The following is a 23,781-nucleotide window of genomic DNA, read 5'->3' as shown; positions in this document are numbered from 1 at the left end:
AAATTTGTGCCCTGCCAACGGCAGGGCACAAACCGTTATAAGGTAGCTGCTTCCAACGCTTCGACCAGCGCTCTGAGAAAACGAGCCGCCTCCCCGCCAGTACAGGCTCTGTGGTCAAATGTCATCGACAGCGGCAGTGCCCTGACGGGACGCGCTTCACCATGGATGAACACCACTTTTTCGAACAGTTTGCCAGCCCCTATGATGGCCACCTGCGGCGGCGTGACGATGGGGCTGGCATAGCGGCCTGCGATGGCACCGAAGTTGGTGAGCGTAATGGTCGCCCCCTGCAACATCTCGCGCGGCACGGCGCGCGCCTTCACATCGGCGATCATCCGATCCAGCCCCTGCCGGATATCTGCCCCCTCCCGTTCGGCCACGTTCTCCATCACCGGCACATAGAGGCCATGCTTTGAATCCACCGCGATGGCTACATTGACCTCTTTGAACAGACGCCGTGACAGGGTGTCGCCATCAAACCAGGCGTTCATCGAGGGCTCGGCGCGGCACGCCACGCCAATGGCCTTGATAAGGCGCACCGTCACATCCTCATCAGACCGCCAGTGACGTAAATCCACCTCATCGGTGATGCTGACCGGCACCACAGTCTGATGAGAGAGCTCCATCGCCTTGGCCATGGCACGCCGTGACCCTTTGAGGAATTCGTTGCCACTGCTCTGCTGTGACTCGAATGCCTGCTGCACATCCAGTTCGGTCACCATGCCGCCGCTGCCACTTCCCTTGATCCAGTCGATATCCAGACCCAGTTTTTGTGCCAACAGTCGCACCGCAGGCATGGCTTGCACCAGCGATCCCCCCGGGGCAATGGCCCCCACCACGAAGTGATCCTCGATATGTTGCTGATGGGCGCTCACCTTGCCCACCACGGTGCCATCATCTTCGCCCCCCTCGAACTCCACCAGCGGCGCACCAATATGGAGGATATCTCCCTCGGCGCCGCAGAGACGGGCGATCACCCCGGCCACCGGAGAGGGCACATCCACCAGCGCCTTGGCCGTTTCCACCGACAAGAGCACCTGATCGACCGCAACGGTATCACCGGCACTCACCTTCCATTCGACGATCTCGGCTTCGGCCAACCCTTCACCCAGATCCGGTAATTTGAAAAATTTCATAGCCACTGGTTCTCCATCAGCTGGTGAGCGGCATCGGCGATATCCTGCTCGGTGATGAGGTAATACGCTTCGTTGCGATAGTAGGGAACGGCGGCATCCACGCCGGTCAGCCGCTTGGGCGGCGCCTTGAGGCTGGGAAGTGCCTGCTCGGTCACCCGCGCCACAATTTCGGCCCCGACCCCGAAGCTGCCACACGCCTCGTGTACCACCAGTAAACGGCCGGTCTTGCGTACCGAGGTGAGGATGGTCTCCATATCCAACGGCTTGATGGTGGCCAGATCCAGCACCTCGCACTGGATATCCTGCTCGGCCAGCAGGTTCGCCGCGCGCATCACCTCCTGAATGCAGGCCCCCCAGGCCACTATCGTGATATCCCGGCCCGGGCGCAGGGTGAAGCAGACATCCAGCGGCAAGCCGACACCGTCATCCACCACCTCGGATTTCATCGAGCGATAGATGCGATCCGGTTCGAAAAACATCACGGGATCCGGATCGCGGATGGCCGAGAGCAGCAGGCCATAGGCGCGTCTCGGGCTGGAGGGGATCACAACCCGTAGCCCCGGAATATGGGCAAACAGCGCCTCGACACTTTCGCTGTGGTGTTCCGGCGAGTGAATGCCCGCGCCATACGGGGAGCGATAGACAAGGGGACAGGAGAGACGGCCACGGGTACGGTTTCGCATCCGCGCCGCCTGACAGATGATCTGCTCCATACCGGGGAAAATGAAACCCTGAAACTGGAACTCAGCCACCGGCTTGAGCCCCTGGGTCGCCATGCCGACCGCCACCCCGGCGATCAATCCCTCAGCCAGCGGCGTGTCGATCACCCGCTTGAAACCGAACTTGTCGCGCAGCCCTACGGTGGCGCGAAACACCCCGCCGTTGACCCCCACGTCCTCGCCCAGTACCACCACATCCGGGTCGTGCTCCATCTCGTAGTGAAGGGCCATGTTGACCGCTTCCAGCAAACTGATCTCACTCATGGCCAACCTCCTGCTTCATCCCCTTGGCTATCACTCGCTCGCGCTGGGGCAAGAGTTCGGCGGGCAGGCTGGCGTAGTGATAATCGAGCATCGCCTCCGGTGGCTGAGGCACCATCGCCTCATAACGGGCGACCGCCTGTTCGACCTCTCGGGTAGCCTCCGCCAGCATGCTCTGCTCCTGCTCTTCATCCCACCAGCCCTGGCTGTGCATAAACTGGCGCAGCCGCTTGACCGGCTCTTTCGCCCAGGCTGCCTCAACCTCGGCCCCATCGCGATAGCGAGTGGCATCGTCGGCCGTGGTGTGATCGCCGAGGCGATAACTGACCGCCTCGATCAAAGTCGGCCCCTTGCCGCTACGGGCCCGTTCGACGGCACTGCGCGCGGCATCGTAGACCGCCACCACATCGTTGCCATCCACCTGCAGGCTGCGCACCCCGGCACCAATCCCCTTTTGGGCCAGCGTTGGGGCGCTCGATTGCAGCTTGCGCGGCACCGAGATGGCCCACTGGTTGTTGTTGACGATGATCACCATCGGCAGGTGCCAGACACCGGCGCAGTTGAGCCCCTCCAGAAAATCCCCCTTGGAGGTGCCGCCGTCGCCGATGGTGACCACGGCGACGCGCGGTTGATTACGCAGTTTGAAAGCCGAGGCAATACCGCAGGCGTGGGTGATCTGGGTGGCGATGGGGACGCAGATGGGGAGATCTTCTGAGGGAGTCCCATCGGGTTTGAGAAAATAACTGCCCCGCTCGTCACCACCCCAATATTGCAGGTTTTTCTCCATCGGCACGCCCCGCACATAGAGGGTGGGCATGTCTCGATAGTAGGGAACGTAGACATCCTGCGGCTGCATGGCGAGACCAATGCCAATCCCCACGGCTTCTGCGCCGAGATGGGAGGGAAAAGTACCGAGTTTGCCGGTTCGTTGCAGCGCAATCGCTTTTTTGTCATAGCTGCGCACCATCACCATATTGCGGTAGAAGGTGTGCAGTATCGCCTTGTCCAGCCAGGTCGGTAAGGTGGCGACCGGGCACCCTTCCGCATCGAGGTAACGAAGGAAAGGGATGTCGACATGGGTCATAACTGGCTCCTTGCCGTTGTGAGCGTCACCGATGCTGGTGACACCTAGATGTAAATACCTTGTTAAATAAAAAGCAAAGGGATTTACTCAGGTAAGACCAGTAGAAACTTCTTTAAAGTAGCGAAGGAGCTGAATTTTCGGCGATGAGTGGCAAGGTATGCCGTAAATGGTGCAACTTTGCAGCACTGAACGCAGGATGCCAAATGTGAAAAAGGGGAGCCTTGCTCCCCCATTGAGTTACTTCAGTCAGCCGTTACTCCAACCAGCAGTTACGCCAGCCACTGTTGCAGCTGGCGGGCCATGCCAACTGGCAGCAAGTGAAAGCGACTCAGCAAGTGGCTACGCCAGGGCTCGGCCAGCAAGGTCGGGCAAATTCGCATCTCCCGTCCCCGGTCAGCCACGCGCACCAACCTGTCGATAAGAGTCTCCAGCGGCGGATGCGTCGGCCAGTGGGGATAGAGGTCGGCAGTCGCGATCCCGGCCAGCTCGCACACTCGCTCCTCTTCCTCATCTCCCTTTCCATCAGCCATTGGCCAAGGATGAAGCACCTGCAGCCAACCCGGCCGTGCGGCCTCCAGCAACTGGCCCAGCGTCGGCTGCGCAAAGTGGGGATCCCCTGCGACTTTGAGCAGATGGCGCGCCCCCGCCAGCACCACCAAGCCGCGCTGGGGAAGTGTTAGAAGATAGTCGGCCAGCGCCTGATCCCGCCCCCTGTTGTGCTGCTGCCATCGCTCCGGGCTCATCTCCTGCCACTCGAATAAGGGCTCGCAGAGATGCACCCGTAGCCGCATATGTTCAGGGCGCACCAGATTGCTCTGGCGCAGAGCGGTGAAGAGAGCAGGAAACTCGGGGGCCATCCAGGCGGGAAAGGCGCAGGAGTCGAGCCAGACCGGATAGAGCCGTGCCAGCGTGAGCGGCTCCCCCTGCCAGCTCTCCTGCCCCGTCAGCCAGGCATCGAGCAAGCCCTGATGGCGGCGGTTGCCGCACTCCAGCACCAAGTCGGTCATGACTCCCCAGAGCGCCGGGTCACACAGCCAGGCGTGCTGGCGCCGGATAAAATCCGGGTGCCAGTGCGGCTCCCCCAGCCCCACCAGCTTGCCCGCCAGCAAGGCTTCCTGGATGACGGCAACCGGGGTCATGCGCCCCCCTCCTGCCGGATGTGCGGTTGCTGCCAGACCCCATCGACCCGCTCACAGATAAGGGCGCCGACCTTCGCCAGCCAGTCGGGATGCACCATCTCCTGATGCAGGCAGGGGAAGTGCTCATAGTGGATTTCCCCTTGTGTCAGCGACTCCCAGCCACGTCCATCCAGCCAGGGCTGACGGGAGGCTGACGCCTCGATAAAGATCACCTCCCCGTGGTAGCAGTAGTCGACCGGCTCACGGATCAGCCGGTTGTTGTGGCCAACCAACTCAATCATGGCGCTCACCACCTGCTCGTCGAGCATGGCCAGCGCACTCCCCTCCGCCCCCAGCCGGGCCACCACCTCGTCGCGAGTAAGGGAGTCCAACGCCTCGTCCGCAACCGCAATGCCTCCCATCCGCAGCAACGCATCGAGCATCCGCTGCTCGTCGGGCAACGGCTGGGTCTGCCACTGCTGACAGGGGTAGGCATCGAGCAGCAGCACCATGGCCACCTCCTGTCCCTGCTCTTGCAGCATGGCGGCCATCCGGTGCACCAGCATGCCCCCGAGCGACCAGCCGAGCAGCCAGTAGGGCCCCTCGCTCTGCTGACGACGCAGCTCGGTCACATAGTCGAGGGCCAGCTCGTCGAAGCTGGCGGGCAGCGGCGTATCCGGTTGGCAGAGCGCTCGCGCCTGCAGGGCATAGACCGCCATGTCGGCTGGCAGATGGGGCACCAGCGGCGCATAACACCAGCCGAGCCCCCCTGCAGGATGGACACAAAAGAGAGTGGAGCCCGATGTACCCGCCGGCGCACCGGGCGCCCACAGGGGCAACAGCATGGGCATTGCCTCCCGCTCGCCACCAAGACGGCGCGCCAGCTGGGCGGGGCTCGGCGCTTCGAACAGGCTGGCCAGAGTGAGACCCTGTCCTATTGATTCCTCAATACGCACCACCAGCTGCGCCGCCAGCAGGGAGTGGCCGCCGAGGGCAAAGAAGTTATCGTCGGCGCCGACCCGCGCCAGCCCCAGTATCTCGGCGAAGAGGCGACAGAGCCGCTCCTCCAGCAGAGTTTTCGGCAGCGACTGACCCACTGCCGATGCCATATCGGGTAGAGGCAACCCCTTGCGATCCAGCTTGCCATTGGGGGTAAGCGGCAGCTCAGCCAGGTTTACCAGGAGCCCCGGTACCATGTAGTCGGGCAAGGCAGCGCCAAGGGCGGGTGCCAGCTCGGCCAGCGTCAGCTCTCTGCTATCTGCGGCCACCACATAGGCCACCAGACGGCGATCGCCGGGGGCAAATTCGGGGGCCAGCACCACCGCCTGCGCCACCCGGGGATGGCGCAGCAGCACCTGTTCGATCTCCTCCAGTTCGATGCGCTGGCCGCGGATCTTCACCTGAAAATCGAGGCGCCCCAGATACTCGATGGCGCCATCCTCGCGCCAGGCGGCCAGATCGCCGCTGCGATAGAGCCGTCCCGCCCCGAAGGGATTGGCAATAAAGCGCTCTGCGGTGAGATCGGGCTGGCCAAAGTACCCCTCCGCCACCTGCACGCCGCCGATCCAGAGCTCCCCCGCCACACCGGGGGGCACAGGCTGCAACCAGGGATCGAGAATGTGGATGCAGGTATTCCAGACCGGATAGCCGATGGGCACGCTGGTCACCGCCTCGTCTGCCCGGCAGGGATACCAGGTGACATCCACCGCTGCCTCGGTCGGGCCATAGAGGTTGTGCAGGGGGGCTGAAAATGCCCCATACCAGCGCTGCACCAGATCCGCGGGCAGCGCCTCGCCGGAGCAGAAGACCTGCCGCAGGGCCCTGCAACGGGCAGGCTCGGCCTGAGTGACAAAGATCTGCAGCATGGAGGGGACAAAGTGCAAGGTGGTGATCCCCGCCAGCTCAATCAGCTCGGCAAGGTAGGCGGGATCCTTGTGGCCGCCCGGTTTGGCGAGCACCAGCCGCGCCCCTGTCATAAAGGGCCAGAAAAACTCCCAGATGGAGACATCGAAACCGGCAGGGGTCTTTTGCAGCACCCGATCCGCCGGGCCGATGGGATACATGTGCTGCATCCAGAGCAGCCGATTGACGATGGCGCCATGGCTCACCACCACCCCTTTGGGCCGACCGGTCGAGCCGGAGGTGTAGATGATGTAGGCCGCATCTTCCGGTTTGGGGGCTGGCAGCTCACAAGGTGCTGTCGTTGCCAACTCTACCGCCGCCAGCTGCTCTGCCACACCGGGGGCATCGAGGCAGACAAGTGGCGCGGCCACGTCGAGCGGCATCTGAAGCGTACGGCTGGTCAACACCAGCGCAGGATCGCTGCTGGCGAGAATGTAGCCGATCCGCTCCGCCGGATAGTCCGGGTCAACGGGCACATAGACGGCACCTACCGCCATGATGGCCTGCTGGGCGAGAATCAGCTCGGGAGAGCGCGGGATCACTACCGCCACCCGACAACCGGGGCCCACGCCCCTCCCCGCCAGATAGCTGGCCAGCTGGCGGGTGCGCTGGCGCAGCTCGGCCACACTCCAGCGCTCGGTGCCAAACTCCAGCGCGATGGCGCTCTGATCTGCCGCCGCCAGCCCCTCGGTCAGCAGTGCGCTCAGAGTGGTAGTCGGCAACGGATGGTCGGTCTGGTTCCAGCGCGCCAGCTCAGCCTGCTCGCAGGGCAGCAACAGTGGCAAGCGCACCGCCAGGGCCTCGTCATCCGCCTCACTCCAGGCGGCCAGATAGGCCAGCAGTCGGGCCAGATGACGTTCGCTCTCCTGATGGCTGAAGCGCCCCTGATGTGCTTCGAGGGTCAGGGTCATCGCGCCTGCCTCCTCGGCAAAGTAGAAGGCGCACTCCTCCACCGGCCCCGCTGCCAGCACCTTTACCTCGCCACGAACCTGGTTGTGCCCTTCACCAACGCTGAGGGTACGGGCAAAGGGCATCAGGTTGACCTGAGGGCCAAACAGCGGCTGGCCCGGCTGGCGCTGCTGCAACCACTCCTGACGGCAGCCCTGATGACGGCGCAGGGCGGCAAATTGCCGCTCGACCTGTGCCAGCAACTCCCCTACCCGGCTGGTGCCGCTCAGCTCGATGCGCAGGGGCACCACATTGACCTTCATGCAGGGGGTATCGGCCGCCGCTGAGCCCAGCCGCCCCATCAGCGGAATACCCAGCACTACCTCGCCAGCGCCGCTCATCCGCTGCACATAGCTGGCCACCGCCGCCAGCAGCAGGCTGTAGGGGTGACAGGCCGAACGACTCGCCCGTGCCACCAATGCCTGCCACTGGCGGCCAGCAAGCCGCGGCTCAAGACGATAGGTGGGGCCCGGCCCTTGCACCGGACGACGGGAGAGCGACACAGGATTCTCCACCCCAGCTAGCTGTTGGGTGAAGAAATCGCAATCCCGCGCGGCGCGCGGCGAATCCTGATAGGCCACCTCTTCGGCCAGCAGCTGCTGCTGGGTCGCATAACGGCAGGGGGCTGGCTGCTCGCCGGCGCAGAGCGCCTCATACCAGCTCGCCACCCGCTGGCAGAGCAGGCTCAAGCCAAAGCCGTCGATGGCGATATGGTGCACGGCGATAAACCAGGCCCACCGCCCCTCGCCAAGGCGATAGAGGGTGGTGGCAAACAGCGGCCCCCCGGCCAGATTGAAGGGGACTGCCAGCTGTGCACGCATCTCGGCCTGCGCGGCTGCGAGCGGGTCAGCTTCGCTGCGCAGATCCCGCTCTGCCAGCTGCCAGCAGGCGGGGTTGGCCACCATCTGAGGGCCATCGGCAGTGGCCACAAAAGCGCAGTGCAGACCGGGGATCTCGTCGAGGGTCTGACGCACCGCACGGGTGAAGTGATGGGGAGCCAGCGCCCCCTCCAGCAGCCAGTACTCGCCGGTATTGCAGGCGGGGCTCTGCGGATATTTTTGCTGGGCAAACCAGATGCCCGCCTGAGCGGTGGTTAGCGGCCAGCGCGGGTGATCCCCACGCTGATGGGTGGCGCGCATCGCCATTGTCTGTTCCATGGGAATGTCCTTGCGCAAACATTGAGCGGGCAGCGGCTTGCCCCTGCCCGCATGGCTGAAAAGCGAGGAGGCAAGGCCTCCTCCATCAAGAGAGTGTCACGCCTGCCAGATTGGCAACGCTCGAGCTAGACCCCCAGGGTGGCACCGCCATCGACCACCAGATCCTGCAGGGTGATATGGCTAGCGGCATCGGAGGCGAGAAACAGCACGCAGGCGGCAACCTCGTCGGGGGTCCCGAGCTTGCCAAGGGGGATCCCCAGCTTGAACTGCCCAGGCAGGCCCGCGATGGTGCGCAGCTCCCCTTCGCGCTGTTCCTCCTCCTGCCACATGCCGTACAACATCGGGGTTCGGGTCGAGCCCGGCGACACCAGATTGCAGCGCACCCCATAGGGGGCAAGTTCCAGCCCTGCCGTTTGAGTGAGGCTGGTCAGCGCCGCCTTGGAGGCGCCATAGATGCCCATCCCCACTCGCGGTACCCGACCGGCATTGGAGGAGACATTGACGATGGCTCCCCTGCGCCGTCCCTGAAACCAGGGGGTCAGGGCCCGCATCAGATAGAAGGGGGCGAAAGTGTTGATGGCGAAGGTGCGCTGCAAAAGAGCGTCATCCACCTCATCGATCCTGCCGGTCGCCAGTACGCCCGCGACATTGACCAGCACATCGGGCCCCAGCCCCTCATCCAGCAGCTGTTCGCAGCAGCGGGGCACGGCCTCGCTATCGCTGACATCGATCACCACTCTCTTCACGTTGCCGGGCAGTGCCTCGGCCAGTTGCAGATCGAACGCCACCACGCTGGCCCCCGCCTCGGTAAAGGTGCGTGCCACCGCATGGCCAATTCCCTGCGCCGCGCCGGTCACCCAGACGGTTCTGCCTTGCCACTCGCTCATGGGGTGCACTCCGGTTCGCTGACGTGATCTTCGTTGACCTGATAAGCCGTGGCCTGACTGACATTGGGTTGACTGACATGACTGACATTAAGCTGACGGGAGAGGAGCTCCCACCAGTGAGCCAGAGTCGGCGTGCGGGCCAGCTCGGCCAGCTCCACCACCAGCCCCTGCTGGCGCCACTCTTCCACCAGCCCCATCACCGCCAGCGAGTCGAGACCGTAGTCGAGCAGGTTGTCATCCTCGGTGGGCTGCTCCTGCTGCATCTCGGCGGGCAGCCGCGCCAACACCTGAGCACGTAGTGACTCGCGAGTCAGGGGGCGCTTGCTGGCCGCCATCACCTCGGCCACGGTAATCACCCGACCGGCATTACGGCTGACGTAGGAGAGCGCCAGCAGGTGATCCTCGCGGGAGAAGTCGGCGATGGCATCTGCCACCAGGAAGGGGCGGATATCACGCATAAAGGCATCGACCGCCGTCTGCATCACCCCGATATGGCCGTAGATGCCGCAGATCACCAGCTGATCTCGCCCCCATTCGGCCATCAGCTCGGCCAGCGGTGAACGGCAAAAAGCGCTGTAGCGCCACTTGGTCAGCACCGTATCCTGCGGCTCGGGTGCCAGCGCCGGAACGATGGGTTGACGCTCCGGCGCTCGGGTCAACCCCGGCCCCCACATGTCGTTGAGCAGCGCCCGATCTGCCTGGCTCTGCTCGGCGGGCTGAGCGGTATAGACCACCGGCATACCGAGAGCACGCGCCTGACGGATCAGGGCAGCGATATGGTCGATGACCTGATTGATCAGCGGATTGCCCGCCCCGTAGAAATCGACGAAATAGTGCTGCATATCGTGGACCAACAAGGCGGCGCGGCGCGGCTCGAAAGGCCAGTTCACCCGCCCGGTGGGCAGCTCATCAGCGGTGGGCAGCGAATAGGCGGCGAGGGATTGAATGGTCATGCACACTCCTTGGCGAGCTGCTCGCGCAGCCTCTGTTTGTCTATCTTGCCGACCGGGGTGTGGGGCAGTTGCGCCACCAGCACCAGGCGATCGGGCAGTTTGTAATCGGCCACCCCCTGCTCGCGCAGGAAACGGCGCAAGCGGGGCAGATTGAGGGGCTCGCGGCACATCAGAAAGGCGCAGCTACGCTCCCCCAGCATGGGATCAGGCATGGCGACCAGTGCCGCCTGCCGCACATCTGGATGGGTAATTAGCAGCTCTTCGATCTCGAGGGCGTCGATCTTCTCCCCGCCCCGGTTGATCTGATCCTTGTTGCGCCCCACCACCATCAGATGGCCGCCGGGCAAGCGACAGACCAGATCGCCGGTGCAGTAGAAACCGTCCCGATCAAAAGCCCGCTGATTGTGGGCATCGGCCTTGAAGTAGCCGCGAAAGGTGTAGGGGCCGCGGGTCCAGAGCTCGCCACACTCGCCATCGGGCAAGGGGCGTCCGTCGCTATCCCGCACCTCCACCTCGTCACCCGGGCTCATCGGGCGGCCCTGGGTATTGACGATGTGCCACTGGTCATCCTCGATGCGGGTGTAGTTGACCAGCCCCTCGGCCATGCCAAACACCTGCTGCAAGCGGCAACCAAGGCGGCTCGCCACCGCATCGGCATGAGCCGGGCTGAGGCGCGCACCGCCCACCTGCACACACTCCAGAGAGGTCTGCGGATAGTGGCTGGCCGCCTCCAGCCAGAGCGCCAGAGCCGGTGGCACCAGTGCCGCCCAGTTGACCTGATGGCGCTGCACCAGCGGCAGACAGGTTGCTGCAGAGGGATCCTTTGCCAGCACCACGCAGCCACCGGCATAAAACACCCCGAGTGCGCCGGGGGAGCTCAGGGGAAAATTGTGGGGCGCAGGCAGGGCACAGAGATAGATCACCCGCTCATCCCAGCCGCACACCGCTACGCTCTGGCGCACGCTGTAGCCATAGTCATCGTGGGTACGGGGGATCAGTTTGGGGGTGCCGGTGCTGCCGCCGGAGAGCTGGAAAAAAGCGACTTGATCGGCCGGGGTAGGAGTTGGCTCGATAGCCGTCAGCGGCGAACCATCAGCACGGGCTATCGGGTCAGGCTGACACCATGCAAATCCTGACTGAAGATCGGAGCCTTCTGCCTGCTCGAACAGCAGTGTCTGGCAGGAAGGCGATACCAGCTCATCAAGGGCCACGAGGCTCCCCGCTTCACCGGCAAAGCCGGGATGGGAGGGGCTGAGTACCAGCAAGGCGGGCTCAATCTGGCGGGCAAAGGCCACCAGCTCGCGCCGCTGATGGCTGTAGAGGGCGTGCACCGCCACCACTCCGCAGCGGATCAGGGCAAACCAGCAGATATAGAACTCTGCGCAGTTGGGCAACTGCACCAGCGCGGTATCGCCGTGGCCCAGCCCGCGCGCAGCCAGCCGCGCCGCCAGTGCATCGACCTCACGCTTTAACTGGCCATAACTGAGGGTTCGCTCGCCGCAGATCAGGGCCGTGCGCTCGGGATAACGTGCGGCGGAGTCATCGAGCAGTGCGGTGAGCGGTTGTCCGCACCACCACCCTTGCGCCCGGTAGTGGGCCGCCAGCTCGGCGGGCCAGGGGGTAAAGGGCACCAGCGGCTTCATGCAGTTACCTCCGGCTCCCGGCTCTCGAGGCCAAACGCCCGCAGCATGGTGCCGAGCTTGGCGGCGGTCTCCTGCCACTCCGCTTCCGGCGAGGAGCCCACCACTACCCCGGCGCCGGCATAGAGCCGCAGTTGCCTGCCGGCCAGCACGCCACAGCGAATGGTGACTACCCACTCGCCATTGCCATCGGCATCCATCCAACCAACGGCGCCGCAGTAGAAGCGGCGATCGTACCCCTCAAGCCGGGCGATGGCCTGACGCGCTGCCGAGAGCGGCGTGCCGCACACCGCCGGTGTCGGGTGCAGCGCCAGCGCCAGAGCCAGCACGGGAGAGGGCTCATGGAGCCGTCCGGCGATGCGGGTCGAGAGGTGCCACATGGTAGGAGTGGCGATCACCTGCGGCTCCAGAGGGACGTCCAGCTCGCGACAGAAGGGAGCGAGGGCCGCAGCGACTGCATCGGCCACCAGCGCATGTTCATAGCGATCTTTTTGCGCCCCCAGCAGCTCGGCACTGGCCGCCTGTTGATCGGAAAACGCGTGGCGCGGACGGGATCCCGCCAGCGGATTGCTCACCACCGCCATCTCGCTGCGCGATACCAGCAGCTCGGGGCTGGCGCCAAGCAGGGTCTCCCCATCCGGCAGCGGGATCTGGAACACATAGGCGCCCGGATTCTGGGCCAGCAGAGAGCCATAGGCGTGTGCGGGGGAGGTCTGCTCTGCGCTCTGCACGTCGATGGCGCGCGACAGTACCACCTTCTCGAGCTGCCCCTCGCTAAACTGCTGCAACGCTGCCCGTACCGCCCCCTGATAGTGGGCAGAGCCGGTCACTTCGCTCACCTCGCCATGGAGCTGGCAACAGCGGGCGGGTAACAACGCATCCCGTTTGACCCACTGCGATTGCGCCGGGATCACCAGATGCCAGGGGGATTGGGTATCAAAAGGGATGGCGCCGATGGCGATGGGATTGACCATCCCCTGCTGGCGCAACTGACGCAGATGGGCGAGCAGCTTCTCCGGCGGGATGCCGGTAAAACTGTCGTGGATACCGGAGGCGACCAGTACCCTGTCACCGCTGGCAAAACAGCACACTTTATCCAGCCCGACCGCTGTGGCGGGCCACTCTCCTTCCAGTGCATGGTCACACATGACGGTGCTACTCCTTGGAATGAATCACTGCCTGATACGACTTAAAGAAGTGAGTCATTTGACTCACCAGATATCAGGGTGAACGGCATCCTAACAAGGAGCGAAAAAACGATCAATACAAATGAGAATCAATTTCATTAACTTCTTTTTAGTCAAAAGAGGGTGACGAACGAAACTGAGCTTCGCCGATAAAAAAGAGTTGCGATCGGAGCAAATTCAATTTGATAATGATAACGCTTATCATTTGTATATTATGGAAGATGTAAATAATGAAATCCTCAACCTCCCGTTTTATTGCTCCCAGCCTGCTGGCTACTACCATCGTCACTCTGCTGACCCAGCAAGCGATCGCCGCCAGCAACGCGCCTCAAGCCGATGAGGTGATCACCGTCACCACCACAGCGCACAATACCCGCTCGGCACCGGCCTCTATCTCTGTCATCACGGCCGAACAGATCGCCGCCGCGCCCGTCAATGACCTTGCCGACCTGCTGCGCCACGAAGTGGGCATGCAGGCTGAAGCTGACACCAATGGCCGTAGCGATATCGGCATTCGCGGTATGTCCGGCAAGTACACGCTAGTGCTGGTGGATGGCAAACGCCTCTCCTCCTCCAATGCCCTGTGGCGCGGCGGCAACTTCGACAACACTCCGGTGCCCCTTGGCATGATCCAGCGGGTCGAGGTGATCCGTGGCCCCATGTCGGCACTTTATGGCTCCGATGCCATCGGTGGTGTCATCAACATCATCACCAAGCAGCCGGGCAAAACCTGGCAAGGGGCGGCCGATGCCGACTTCAAAGCCATCGAGGGCAAGGATGGCGGCGATCAGCACAGAACCAACCTGGGCTTTACCGGCCCGCTGACCGACAACCTGCTGATCCGGATGAACGGCGAGGTGTATGACCGTCAAGCCTGGACCCCCACCGAAGCTGCTGACGGCATCCCCCTTATCGAAGCCAAGCAGACCCGCAACTTCGCCTCTACCCTGAGCTGGCTGGTGGATGAGCAACAACGCTTCGAGCTGGATTACCTCTACAACCAGGATGAGCGGCCTCTCGATATCTTCCGCAAAACCGGCAACAAGGTGCACAGCCGCCAGCAGCAAAACGATCGCAACCTGTTTGGTCTGACCCACAAGGGGAACTGGAGCTGGGGTGACACCACTGTCATGGCCAACTACGAGACCTCCCAGATCGACGACTTCAACACCAGCTACTCTGCCCCACAGCAGCGGGAGCTGGAAGAGAACACCTTGACCCTCAAGGGCTATACCAACCTGGCGCTGGCCAACCACTACCTGACCCTGGGTGGTGAATATCTGGATCGGGAGCTGGTGGATGCGGTGAGCTACAAGGATATCGGCGGCAAAGAGAGCCACTCTCAGGAGGCACTGTTCGCTCAGGACGAGATCGGCCTGACCGACAGCCTGACCTTCACGCTGGGCGGCCGTTACGATCACCACGAGATCTACGGCAGCCACTTCACCCCGCGCGGCTATCTGGTCTATGAGATGAACGATGTGGTGACCGTCAAGGGCGGGGTCAGCCAGGCCTTCAAGGCACCGGCACCACACCAGTACTCCAACGGCTACAGCATCGAGAGCTGCGGCGGCAGCTGCCGCATCTATGGCAGCGACAAGGTCAAGCCGGAAACCAGCACCAACTACGAGCTGGGTGTCATCGCAGGAGAAGGGCTCTGGGAAACCAGCGCCACCCTCTTCTACTCCGACATTGACGACATGCTCACCTTCAAGCAGTGGCCGAACTCCACTGACCGCACCTGGTACAACCTGGAGAAAGCCACCACCAAGGGGTTGGAGCTGACCGGCAAGCTCGATCTGACCGACAATATCAACCTCGGCGCCAACTACACCTACCTCAAGGCTGAAGGCGATCAGGGCCAGGCTCTGCCCGAGCGGCCTGAGCACAAGGCCAACGCCAAGATCACCTGGCAGGCCACCGAACGGGTCAATGCCTTTGTCGGCACCACCTACACCGGCACACAGTTTGCCGAGCAGACCGTCAACAAGGTTGTCGTACTGCACAAGCTGCCCAGCTATCAGACCTTCGATCTCGGCACCGGCTTCAAGGTCACCGAGAACTTTGACCTGCGACTGGGGATCAACAACCTGACCGACGTGCGCCTGCAAGAGAAAGATACTGTCTTCCAGAACGTCGAACCGGGTCGCAGCTACTACGTCAGCGGCTCAGCCCGCTTCTAAGGTAGCCAAGGCCGATATAACAGAGCGCGGGCCCATGCCCGCGCTCTGTTAACCAAGAGAATAAGGGGAAGATCCCCACTGGACAGCAAAGAGCATGCAGATTTCCATTTTCATCAGGATCGCTCATGTTCACCTCACTTCTGAATGCTTCACCCCTTGCCACCCTGCCCACCCCTGACGAGATGTTAAAGGCCAGACCCTGTCCGGCACGGCTCGCTCGCCAGATCGCTCGCAGCCGCCAGCAAGCCCGCCATATTCTGCAGGGAGAGGATAATCGCCTGCTGCTGGTGATCGGCCCCTGCTCCATTCACGATCGGGCAGCCGCCCGTGACTATGGTGGCCAGCTCGCTGAACTGCAGGGCCAATACGGGGAGCAGCTGCAACTGGTGATGCGCACCTATTTCGAAAAGCCTCGCACGACGCTCGGCTGGAAAGGGTTTATCTTCGATCCCGACCTTGATGGCAGCGATCGGCTGGAAAAGGGACTAACCCAGGCCCGCGAGTTACTTCTGACCCTTGGACAGGAAGGGCTCGCCTGTGCCACCGAATTTCTCGATCTCACCAGCATGCTCTATCTGGGGGATCTCATCAGCTGGGGTGCCATCGGCGCCCGCACCACCGAATCCCAGCTCCACCGCCAACTGGCCTCGGCCCTTCCCTGCCCCATCGGCTTTAAAAACGGTACCGACGGCAATATCCGGATCGCGGTAGAGGCGATCCTCGCCAGCCGGGCGGCCCACCTCTATACCCAGCCTTCCGGTGATGGCCAGCTGGCACTGGTGCGCAGCCATGGCAACCCCGACTGCCACCTGATCCTGCGCGGTGGCCGCCAGCCAAACTATCAGAGCAGTCATGTGGCAGAGGCTGGCGAGCTGCTGTGCCAGCATCATCTCTCCCCTCGCCTGATGATCGATTGCAGCCACGGCAACAGCCAGAAACAACATGCCCGCCAGCTGCTGGTTGCCCGTGACATTGCCGACCAGCTGGGGGCAGGTAGCCATGCCATCGCCGCCATCATGGTGGAAAGTTTTATCTGCGAAGGGCGTCAGGAGATAAGCCGCAAACCGCTGCGCTACGGCCAGTCGATCACCGATAGCTGCATCGGCTGGGAACAGACAAGGCAACTGCTCGATATGATGGCAGAAGGGGTGGAGGCGCGCCGTCAACAGCGGATCGCCCTGGCGGGATAAATAGCGGATTAGAGAGATAACGCAGAAAAGAGTGTGGCCCCAATGGGGCCACACTGTTGTTCACTATCTGACGCACGTCAGGCGACTGACTCACGCTCCACCAGCTGGGCTTCAAATTTGAGCGCCAGGCCGTCCACCGGCTTGTGATCGAGCAGACGCAGCGCCAGCTCGGCAGCGCGGCTGCCCATCTCCTCGATGGGGTAGCGCACCGTGGTAAGCTTGGGATAGATGTAGCGGGCGTAGGGGATATCGTCGAACCCCACCACCGATACCTGCTGCGGGATCTTGTAACCCCGCTCCAGCAGGCAAGAGATCGCCCCCGCCACCATACCGTCGTTGAAACCGAGCACGGCAGTGAACTCGACACCACGGGCCAGCAGTTCACTCATCGCCACATAGCCGCCATTTTCGTCGGCATAGGCGCGGCTAACGAGTGCAGGATCAAAGGCGATCCCGGCTCTGGCCAGGGTCTGGGTGTAACCGGCCATCCGCTGCTGACCATCGACAAACTCTTCATCATCGGAGGTGATAAAGGCGATATTGCGATGACCGGCATCCAGCAAGTGCTGGCACGCGGTGGTGATCCCCGCTTGGTTATCGAGCCAGACGCAGCGATCTTCCGCGCCCGGCACCTGACGGTTGATGAAAACGATGGGGGTAGAGCCAGCCGCCAGCTCGCTCAGCTCCTCGTCCGGGAGCGCCTTGCTGTGGAGGATCAGCGCATCGCACTGGCGCTGCAGCAGCGCCTGAATGGCGTGACGCTCGCGCGCGATATCATGGTTGCCAGACATGACGATGGTGAACTTGTTGGCCTGATCGACCATGGTTTCGATGCCACGCATCATCTGGGCAAAGAAGGGGCCGCCGCAGAGGTCGCCAACCAGCACGCCAATGCAGTTGGAACGCTTGCTGACCAGTGCCTGGGCAAAACTGTTGGGTCGAAAATTCAGTTCCTTCATGGCCGCCAGTACGGCCTCACGCTTTTCCGGTGCTACCTGTGCCGTGTTGTTGATAACCCTCGACACGGTGGAGATAGACACATTTGCCAGCTGAGAAACGTCTTTAATCGTTGCCACTATCCATTCCTTTATTGTGGGGGAACCTGTCGATGCCGACGCCCGAGTATACCCTGCGGCCTGATGCAATTCCCGGAGCCAGGTCACCAGGCATGTTTCCTTTGGTAACAAAACCTTACCCGATGATACCCGGCAGCAGGGAAATTTGAAAACAGGGGCCGGCTGTCGGCCCCCGACTCAATAAGCGTGATTGAGCTCCCGCTCCGACATGAAGCGCAGCGGCTGCTGCAGCTTGTGCTGATAGATGAGATCGAACGACAACACGTTTTGCACGTAGTTGCGGGTCTCCTTGTAGGGGATACTCTCAACCCACACGTCCATCGGCTTGTTGTCACTCTGCTCTCGCCAGCGTTTTACCCGTCCCGGCCCGGCGTTGTAGGCGGCCGCCGCCAGGATCCGGTTGCCATCATAGACATCCAGCAAGCGCTTGAGATAAGCGCTCCCCAGACGAATATTCATCGTCGGATCAAACAGTTGCTGCTCGTTGCGATAGGGCACCCCCAGCTTGCCAGCGGTCTCTTTGGCAGTGGCAGGCATCAGCTGCATCAGACCGCGCGCCCCCACCGGCGACTGGGCCAGCGGATAGAGGGCACTCTCCTGACGGGAGATGGCATAGAGCAGACTGGTGTTCATGGTGCGCTCTTGCGCCATCTGGGAGAAGGTGCGTTTGAGCGGCAGCGGGAAGCGCAGGTCGAGGGCATCCCACGCTTCGGCGCGAATGCTGGCGAGAATGGCCAGCTCGTGCCAGCCCTGATTGAGGGCGATATGACCAAACTCGATGCGCTGGGCCACCGGATTGCGATCCATGTTGTGGATCCACTCCGAGCGGGCCGCCGCAATCTCGTTCATCGAGAGCAATTCGCGCACCCGCAACAGGAAGGGCCAGCGCTGGCTGGCCGTGCGCCAGTCCGGTACATGCTTGACGCTCTGGTTCTTGATGCGATAGGGCACGCCGGTGCGCTGGGCGGCCATAAAGCCGTAGAAACCGCGCAGGTTGGCAGTCTCCAGATAGAGATCCCGCGCCGGTTTTTGCTGCCCCTGCACCTCAAGGGAGCGCGCCATCCAGTAGCGCCAGCGATCCTCTTTCTGACGGGCCATCGGCATCATCTTCACCCAGCCGGAGAGGCCACGCCAATCCTGTTCCCAAATCGCAAGACGGGCCCGCAGCTCGGTAATGTCGGGATCCGCCAGCTTTTTCACCGTGCTGTCGACCCAGCTACGCTGGGCAATGGAGCGATCCAGCAGCAGGCGGCGGGCAATGGCACGTTCTACCGGTTTCACCTCGGCCTGGGTCAGGCCGAAACGGCTGCGAAACAGCGCAAGCTGGCGCAGCACCGACTCCGGCTCCTGATTGGCATAGCGGGTCAAACCGAGGGAGAGCAGCTTGCGGGAATAGGGATTGCTGCTGAAATAGGCCGGGCTCATCGCCTTGGCAGGCTGCTCGAACAGGGTCACCATCTGATCGCCATAGCTTTGCAAGCCGCTACCCAGGGTTGCGCCAAGGTGGCGGATCAGATTGGGGTTTTCCGCCTCGAACGCCAGCGTCATCCGCTGCCAGATCTTCTCCTGGGTTCGCTGACCGGATGCCTGCCACAGCTGGAACAGCGGGGAGCAGGCATCGGGACGGGATTGACCGCTCATCCAGATCTTGCCCGCCCCCTGCAACGCCTCTTTCGGCTTGCCGGTGTAATAGAGCGCCTGATAGTGCATGCAGAGCAGGTCGGTGGAGCTCGGCTTGGCCGGATAGAAGCGCAGGAACTGCGACCACTGCTGGCTCTGGGCCAGATAGGTCAGATAACTGCGCTCCAGCCTGTTGGACTGGGGAGTATCCCCATGCTGGCGGATAAAGCGAGTCACATCGTTGTAATCCGCCGCCCCCGGACGAAAGGCGAGCTGATAGTAGTCGAGATAGGGCAACAGGGGATAATGGGTCAACCGGGCACGAATTTGCTGGAAACGGGCCTGGTCATTGGCCCGTACGGCGTCATACGCCTGACGGTAGAGCGTCTGGTCGGCAGTCTGCGCCATCAGGGTCGGCACAAACAGCGCCGACAAAACAATTCCCCATACAGCTTTCACTGAACATCTCCATTGAGGGCAATACACCGCCCGGTGGCGGTGGGTCTACTGCCTCTCATTCTACCCGTTGCCGGGCAGCGCTACAGCGGGGAGCAGGGACTATTTTTCTGCACTGCTCAGCTGCATTTCACGCAGTTGCTCCGGTCTGGTCAGCCGCTGTACATATTTCTCCAGATAGGGCACCGGCAGCGGCTTGGAGGCGAGATAGCCCTGATAGAAACTGCACCCCTGCGCCTTGAGAAACTCCAGTTGCTGACGGGATTCCACCCCTTCCGCCGTGACGTTGAACCCCATATGTCGCGCCATGGCGATCACCGCCTCGACGATGGCCATGTTGTCGCCATCTTTCGGGATGTCCTGAATGAATGAACGGTCGATCTTGAGCTCATCGGCAGGCAACCGCTTGAGGTAGCTCAGGGAGGAGTAACCGGCGCCAAAATCGTCGATGGCAAAGCTGATGCCGAGCTCCTTGAGCTCGGTCATCTTGCTGATGGTGTCCTCGGCATGGCCCAGCACCACGGACTCGGTGATCTCCAGATTGAGGCAGGCCGGATCCATGCCGGTTTGCGCCAACACATCGTGGATCCGCTCGACAAAATCGGTGGCATGGAACTGCTTGGCACTGACGTTGACCGAGATCTGCGGAATGTGGATGCCGTTCTCCTCCCACAGCACATACTGGGCGCACGCCTCGTGCAGCACCCAGTTGCCGATATCGACAATCAGATCGGTCTCCTCGGCGATGGGGATAAATTCGGCCGGCGAGACCAGCGAGCGACCGGCCGGCTGCCAACGAATGAGCGCCTCGACACCAATGATATCGCCGCCATCGACCATATGCTGGGGCTGATAGTATAGGGTCAGCTCTTGCTGGCTGAGGGCGTTGCGCAATTCGTTGTGAATGAGCAGACGGCGATCCGCCTGCTGCTGCATCGAGGCATCAAAGAAGCGACGGGTCTTGCGGCCAGCGGACTTGGCCTGATACATGGCGGTATCAGCCTGCTTGAGCAGATCATCGACCCCCTGCTCCCGATCCGGAAACAGGGTAATGCCGACACTGGCGCCAATGTGCAGCACTTGCCCCACATAGGTATAAGGAGCGGCAATCTCGGTGATAAGCCGTTCGGCAATGATATCGGCCTGCATCTCCGCCTGGGGCGGGCTGGCCGAGAGCGATGGCAACAGCAGCACAAACTCGTCACCGCCGAGGCGGGCCAGGCAATCTCCTTGCCGCACCAACCGTTTGAGACGGGCGGCGACCTCCTTGAGCAGCCAGTCACCGGTGGCGTGGCCGAGGGAGTCGTTGATGGTCTTGAAGTGATCGAGATCGATAAAGAGCAGCGCGCCAATCAAGCCATCACGGGTCGCCTCGTTGAAGGTCTGCACCAGAGTCTCGTGGAGCTGACGGCGATTGGGCAATCCGGTCAGCTCGTCGTAATAGGCGAGATCCTGAATGCGTCGCTCGGCCGCCTTGCGCTCGGAGATATCCTCGAAGCAGATGACAAAGTGGCTGATCACCCCTTTTTCATCCTGCACCGGCGTGACTATCTCCCACTGGGGATAGGTGTGACCATCGACATGGCGACGCTGGGTCTCCCCCTGCCAGCGGCTGAGGGTATTGAGCTCGTAGCCGAGCCCCCCCAGATTTGGCCAAAGATCCTCTTCCAGATGCAGGCCCAGCACCGACTGGCTGTCGAAGCCGGTGATCTGGCTGAAGGCGTTGTTGACCCGCAGGATCTTGAACCCCGGATCCGTGATGATGATCCCTTCGTGGGTCTCGAATGCCACGGCAGAGAGGCGCATCTGGGCATCGGATTGCAGCCGCTCCAGCTCGGCCACCATCCGTACCGAGAAGGTATTGAGCACCGAGGTGAGATTGCTGGTATCTGCCGGGGCCGAATAGAGCAGCGCCAGATGGCCCAGAAGTTGGCCTCTGGCATCAAACAGCGGCTGACCATAATAAGTCTGCCCGGCCGCCAGCCAGGGTTGATACTCCTGCGACTCGTCGATCACCTCGAAACAGATGGCCCCCTGCTTGTAGAGCTCCTGACAGGGGGAGCCCGCCAGCGGGTAGTCTTTAAGCGACAACCCGTCGGCAGCCAACACTTTGACCCGATCTGCACCGCACAACTCACCCACCCAGACCGCATCCACCTTGAGGATATGGGCCAGCTGGCTGACCAGGGTATTGAAGAAATCGAGCCCGGTGCGGGCAGAGAGCGCCTGCGCCAACTGGGTGAGCAGGGTGGTTTGCAGCAACGGCAAAGAGAGGTTGAGAGAGGATACTGCACTGTTAGCGGTATCAAGAGGGGCCAGCCAGCCACAGCAGATCTGCTGGGTGGGCACAAACTGGCCGCTCCAGAGCACATGGTTGAGCTGCCCCTGATCATCTTTCAGATGACCGATAAACTGTTCAGGCAGATGTGATTCATGAAGCCGGACGAGAAAGTCGGCAAAGCCTGCCTCATCTTCCGGTAACAGGCGAGCGGCCCAAGGATGATTGCCCTCCCCTTGCCACTGCTGGTAGGCCCCCTGATCAGAGAGACTCCACTGATCATGTTGCCGATCGAAAAACCACATGACTTGCGTGGCCTGCTGCTTCATTTACCACTCCAACACAACAACCAACCACGTTTGATGTCCAATCAGGCATAGCAACGCCCCCTGCATCCGCTCATCAGATCAGAGGTTGCGAGGGAAGAGTACAAACATGCGATATCAAGCAGTGGAAACCGGACATGAGGTCGACACGAAGTGCTGCCAAGAAGGGACAGAAACGATCCTATTCCCGTCATACTGCCTGCCAGTTTCATGGAGCTCAAGCTGTTTTTGGCACGAAACCGGAAAAGATCACAATTTATAAGTTGCTGAATAGCCAAGGGAAGGTTATGTGACATAGTTCACACTTCAATCTTTACCAATGAGTAATCTGAAGGTGAAGACACAAGCAAGACGACCCGAAGGGGGCCAATATGAAAATCGAAATTACCAGCAAAATCATCGACATCACCCCGGCTATCCGCGAGCGCATCGAATCCCGTTTTGAAAAGCTCGAACGTCTTCAGGTGCCTCTCATCACACCCCATGTGATTGTTTCCAAAGAGCGTCTGATGTTCACTGTCGAAGCCAGTGCTGGCATCCCCAACGGCAAATTGTTTGCCCAGGCAGAGCATGAGGATCTCTACGCCGCCATCAACGAACTGGGGCAAAAACTGGAGCGTCAACTCAACCGTCATACCGAAAAGCCGATTGCCCGTCGTGCCAATGCCGCACTCAAAGAGCAGCCGCAACCGGATGAAGCTGACGCTTGATAGCATGCCGCACGGCTAACAATTCTAAAGAGCATAAAGGCGGGGTCACCCGCCTTTTTGTTGCCTGTGATTTACACCACAAGCGTTGCGTTACGTCAGTGAACAGGCGCCATCAGCTGAGCCAGTGCAACCGGGTATCCACCCCCTCTTGCAAACGATCAAGGATCGGCAGCAATACCAGCGGGTCCTCCTGCCTCGGCACATCGGCCAGCTTTCCTTGCAACCGCTCCCGCGCCAGCGGCGACAGGTTGTCGTAGACAGCCTCATCCAGCAGCGGCTGTTTGACCGCCAACGGCGGTGTTTGCAGCGCCAGCCAGAGCCGCACATCCACCATGCTTCCCCCCTGCTGCAGCCGCTCATTGATGGCACTGCAGTCACTCCCCGCCCCTTCAGCCACCAGCACCTCTGCCGGTCTCAGCGCAAAGTGCATACGCCAGTCACGGCTCTGGGGAGTGGCCGCCGGTTTGGCATCAAACCAGGGCTGTTCCTCCACCGCATCGGTCAGCAGGGCCAGATGCAACCGGAAATCAGCCCGATCGCCATGCTGCAGGTCATGGTTGAGGCGCTGCCCCAACTGGCCCTCATCAACGAGCAGGTGATTACGGATTGAACTGGGCAGCATGAGATAACTCTAGAAAATGGCGATTTCACTGGTTATCGGCCACAAATCCAATTCTTTTAATGGAAAAATCCTGCTTGGGGGTTTCCAAAATCAGAAGATCTGTTAGTATGCGCCTCGCACTTGTGGAGGGGTTCCCGAGCGGCCAAAGGGATCAGACTGTAAATCTGACGGCTCTGCCTTCGAAGGTTCGAATCCTTCTCCCTCCACCATTTCAAGTGCGACAAGTTGAAAGCAATACCCCGTGGAGGGGTTCCCGAGCGGCCAAAGGGATCAGACTGTAAATCTGACGGCTCTGCCTTCGAAGGTTCGAATCCTTCTCCCTCCACCA

The 23,781-nt window shown here is 61.7% G+C and carries 16 protein-coding genes and 2 tRNA genes; 5 read left to right on the top strand and 13 right to left on the bottom strand.

Annotation, left to right across the window (positions count from 1 at the left end):
• Positions 1-35: 35 nt before the first annotated feature.
• The 9 genes from AB5Y71_RS02830 to AB5Y71_RS02790 form a co-directional block, all read right to left on the bottom strand.
• On the bottom strand, positions 36-1,136 hold the full coding sequence (locus AB5Y71_RS02830; RefSeq protein WP_368170941.1) for a dihydrolipoamide acetyltransferase family protein: 1,101 nt from the start codon (positions 1,134-1,136) through the stop codon (positions 36-38).
• Positions 1,133-2,119, bottom strand: coding sequence for an alpha-ketoacid dehydrogenase subunit beta (locus AB5Y71_RS02825; RefSeq protein ID WP_040066143.1), 987 nt, complete (start codon positions 2,117-2,119; stop codon positions 1,133-1,135). Before AB5Y71_RS02825 ends, AB5Y71_RS02830 begins: the two co-directional genes overlap by 4 nt.
• Positions 2,112-3,200 (bottom strand): pyruvate dehydrogenase (acetyl-transferring) E1 component subunit alpha, encoded by a 1,089-nt coding sequence (pdhA, locus tag AB5Y71_RS02820; protein ID WP_368170940.1) that lies wholly within the window; start codon positions 3,198-3,200, stop codon positions 2,112-2,114. The genes AB5Y71_RS02825 and pdhA overlap by 8 nt, the downstream gene beginning before the upstream one ends.
• 269 nt (positions 3,201-3,469) lie before the next feature.
• Complete coding sequence (locus tag AB5Y71_RS02815) at positions 3,470-4,339, bottom strand: hypothetical protein (RefSeq protein WP_368170939.1); 870 nt, start codon at positions 4,337-4,339, stop codon at positions 3,470-3,472.
• Positions 4,336-8,325 (bottom strand): amino acid adenylation domain-containing protein, encoded by a 3,990-nt coding sequence (locus AB5Y71_RS02810; protein ID WP_368170938.1) that lies wholly within the window; start codon positions 8,323-8,325, stop codon positions 4,336-4,338. The genes AB5Y71_RS02815 and AB5Y71_RS02810 overlap by 4 nt, the downstream gene beginning before the upstream one ends.
• A gap of 125 nt (positions 8,326-8,450) precedes the next feature.
• A complete protein-coding gene (gene dhbA / locus AB5Y71_RS02805; protein ID WP_368170937.1) occupies positions 8,451-9,212 on the bottom strand; it encodes a 2,3-dihydro-2,3-dihydroxybenzoate dehydrogenase in 762 nt (253 codons plus the stop codon).
• Complete coding sequence (locus tag AB5Y71_RS02800; RefSeq protein WP_368170936.1) at positions 9,209-10,165, bottom strand: isochorismatase family protein; 957 nt, start codon at positions 10,163-10,165, stop codon at positions 9,209-9,211. Before AB5Y71_RS02800 ends, dhbA begins: the two co-directional genes overlap by 4 nt.
• Positions 10,162-11,808 (bottom strand): (2,3-dihydroxybenzoyl)adenylate synthase, encoded by a 1,647-nt coding sequence (locus AB5Y71_RS02795; RefSeq protein WP_368170935.1) that lies wholly within the window; start codon positions 11,806-11,808, stop codon positions 10,162-10,164. Before AB5Y71_RS02795 ends, AB5Y71_RS02800 begins: the two co-directional genes overlap by 4 nt.
• Positions 11,805-12,953, bottom strand: coding sequence for an isochorismate synthase MenF (locus tag AB5Y71_RS02790; protein ID WP_368170934.1), 1,149 nt, complete (start codon positions 12,951-12,953; stop codon positions 11,805-11,807). Before AB5Y71_RS02790 ends, AB5Y71_RS02795 begins: the two co-directional genes overlap by 4 nt.
• A 269-nt stretch (positions 12,954-13,222) precedes the next feature.
• Here AB5Y71_RS02790 and AB5Y71_RS02785 point away from each other — a divergent pair, with 269 nt between their 5' ends.
• Together AB5Y71_RS02785 and AB5Y71_RS02780 are read left to right on the top strand one after the other, a co-directional pair.
• Positions 13,223-15,175, top strand: coding sequence for a TonB-dependent receptor (locus AB5Y71_RS02785; RefSeq protein WP_368170933.1), 1,953 nt, complete (start codon positions 13,223-13,225; stop codon positions 15,173-15,175).
• A 125-nt stretch (positions 15,176-15,300) separates the two neighbouring features.
• A complete protein-coding gene (locus AB5Y71_RS02780; RefSeq protein ID WP_368170932.1) occupies positions 15,301-16,365 on the top strand; it encodes a 3-deoxy-7-phosphoheptulonate synthase in 1,065 nt (354 codons plus the stop codon).
• Between the two features lie 77 nt (positions 16,366-16,442).
• Here AB5Y71_RS02780 and AB5Y71_RS02775 read toward each other — a convergent pair whose 3' ends face one another.
• The 3 genes from AB5Y71_RS02775 to AB5Y71_RS02765 form a co-directional block, all read right to left on the bottom strand.
• A complete protein-coding gene (locus AB5Y71_RS02775) occupies positions 16,443-17,441 on the bottom strand; it encodes a LacI family DNA-binding transcriptional regulator (RefSeq protein ID WP_005350588.1) in 999 nt (332 codons plus the stop codon).
• A 177-nt stretch (positions 17,442-17,618) separates the two neighbouring features.
• Entirely contained in the window at positions 17,619-19,520 is a 1,902-nt protein-coding gene (locus AB5Y71_RS02770; RefSeq protein ID WP_231721485.1) for a transglycosylase SLT domain-containing protein, read from the bottom strand.
• Positions 19,521-19,619: 99 nt separating this feature from the next.
• Positions 19,620-22,124 carry a putative bifunctional diguanylate cyclase/phosphodiesterase gene (locus tag AB5Y71_RS02765; protein WP_368170931.1) on the bottom strand — a complete coding sequence of 835 codons (2,505 nt, stop codon included), beginning with the start codon at positions 22,122-22,124 and terminating at the stop codon, positions 19,620-19,622.
• Between the two features lie 368 nt (positions 22,125-22,492).
• On the opposite strand from AB5Y71_RS02765, the gene raiA reads away from it, so the two are divergent.
• Complete coding sequence (raiA, locus tag AB5Y71_RS02760) at positions 22,493-22,831, top strand: ribosome-associated translation inhibitor RaiA (RefSeq protein ID WP_005334257.1); 339 nt, start codon at positions 22,493-22,495, stop codon at positions 22,829-22,831.
• Between the two features lie 112 nt (positions 22,832-22,943).
• Here the strand turns inward: raiA and AB5Y71_RS02755 are convergent, their stop codons facing one another.
• The gene (locus AB5Y71_RS02755; RefSeq protein ID WP_368170930.1) at positions 22,944-23,453 is read right to left on the bottom strand and encodes a VC2046/SO_2500 family protein; all 510 of its coding nucleotides are present in this window, start codon (positions 23,451-23,453) and stop codon (positions 22,944-22,946) included.
• Between the two features lie 124 nt (positions 23,454-23,577).
• Between AB5Y71_RS02755 and AB5Y71_RS02750 the strand changes: the two genes are divergently transcribed.
• Positions 23,578-23,662, top strand: a tRNA-Tyr gene (locus tag AB5Y71_RS02750).
• Positions 23,663-23,696: 34 nt separating this feature from the next.
• A tRNA-Tyr gene (locus tag AB5Y71_RS02745) sits at positions 23,697-23,781 on the top strand.

Origin of the sequence: Aeromonas sp. R9-2, assembly GCF_040908025.1 — a bacterium.
GTDB classification, from domain to species: domain Bacteria; phylum Pseudomonadota; class Gammaproteobacteria; order Enterobacterales; family Aeromonadaceae; genus Aeromonas; species Aeromonas veronii.
Note: the sequence above shows the minus strand (reverse complement) of the source record. Positions and strands in the feature narration are given on the sequence as shown.

Coding starts and splice junctions, on each gene's coding strand:
- AB5Y71_RS02830 (WP_368170941.1), bottom strand. CDS start 1,136: ATGAAATTTTTCAAATTACCGGATCTGGGTGAAGGGTTGGCCGAAGCC.
- AB5Y71_RS02825 (WP_040066143.1), bottom strand. CDS start 2,119: ATGAGTGAGATCAGTTTGCTGGAAGCGGTCAACATGGCCCTTCACTAC.
- pdhA (WP_368170940.1), bottom strand. CDS start 3,200: ATGACCCATGTCGACATCCCTTTCCTTCGTTACCTCGATGCGGAAGGG.
- AB5Y71_RS02815 (WP_368170939.1), bottom strand. CDS start 4,339: ATGACCCCGGTTGCCGTCATCCAGGAAGCCTTGCTGGCGGGCAAGCTG.
- AB5Y71_RS02810 (WP_368170938.1), bottom strand. CDS start 8,325: ATGGAACAGACAATGGCGATGCGCGCCACCCATCAGCGTGGGGATCAC.
- dhbA (WP_368170937.1), bottom strand. CDS start 9,212: ATGAGCGAGTGGCAAGGCAGAACCGTCTGGGTGACCGGCGCGGCGCAG.
- AB5Y71_RS02800 (WP_368170936.1), bottom strand. CDS start 10,165: ATGACCATTCAATCCCTCGCCGCCTATTCGCTGCCCACCGCTGATGAG.
- AB5Y71_RS02795 (WP_368170935.1), bottom strand. CDS start 11,808: ATGAAGCCGCTGGTGCCCTTTACCCCCTGGCCCGCCGAGCTGGCGGCC.
- AB5Y71_RS02790 (WP_368170934.1), bottom strand. CDS start 12,953: ATGTGTGACCATGCACTGGAAGGAGAGTGGCCCGCCACAGCGGTCGGG.
- AB5Y71_RS02785 (WP_368170933.1), top strand. CDS start 13,223: ATGAAATCCTCAACCTCCCGTTTTATTGCTCCCAGCCTGCTGGCTACT.
- AB5Y71_RS02780 (WP_368170932.1), top strand. CDS start 15,301: ATGTTCACCTCACTTCTGAATGCTTCACCCCTTGCCACCCTGCCCACC.
- AB5Y71_RS02765 (WP_368170931.1), bottom strand. CDS start 22,124: ATGAAGCAGCAGGCCACGCAAGTCATGTGGTTTTTCGATCGGCAACAT.
- raiA (WP_005334257.1), top strand. CDS start 22,493: ATGAAAATCGAAATTACCAGCAAAATCATCGACATCACCCCGGCTATC.
- AB5Y71_RS02755 (WP_368170930.1), bottom strand. CDS start 23,453: ATGCTGCCCAGTTCAATCCGTAATCACCTGCTCGTTGATGAGGGCCAG.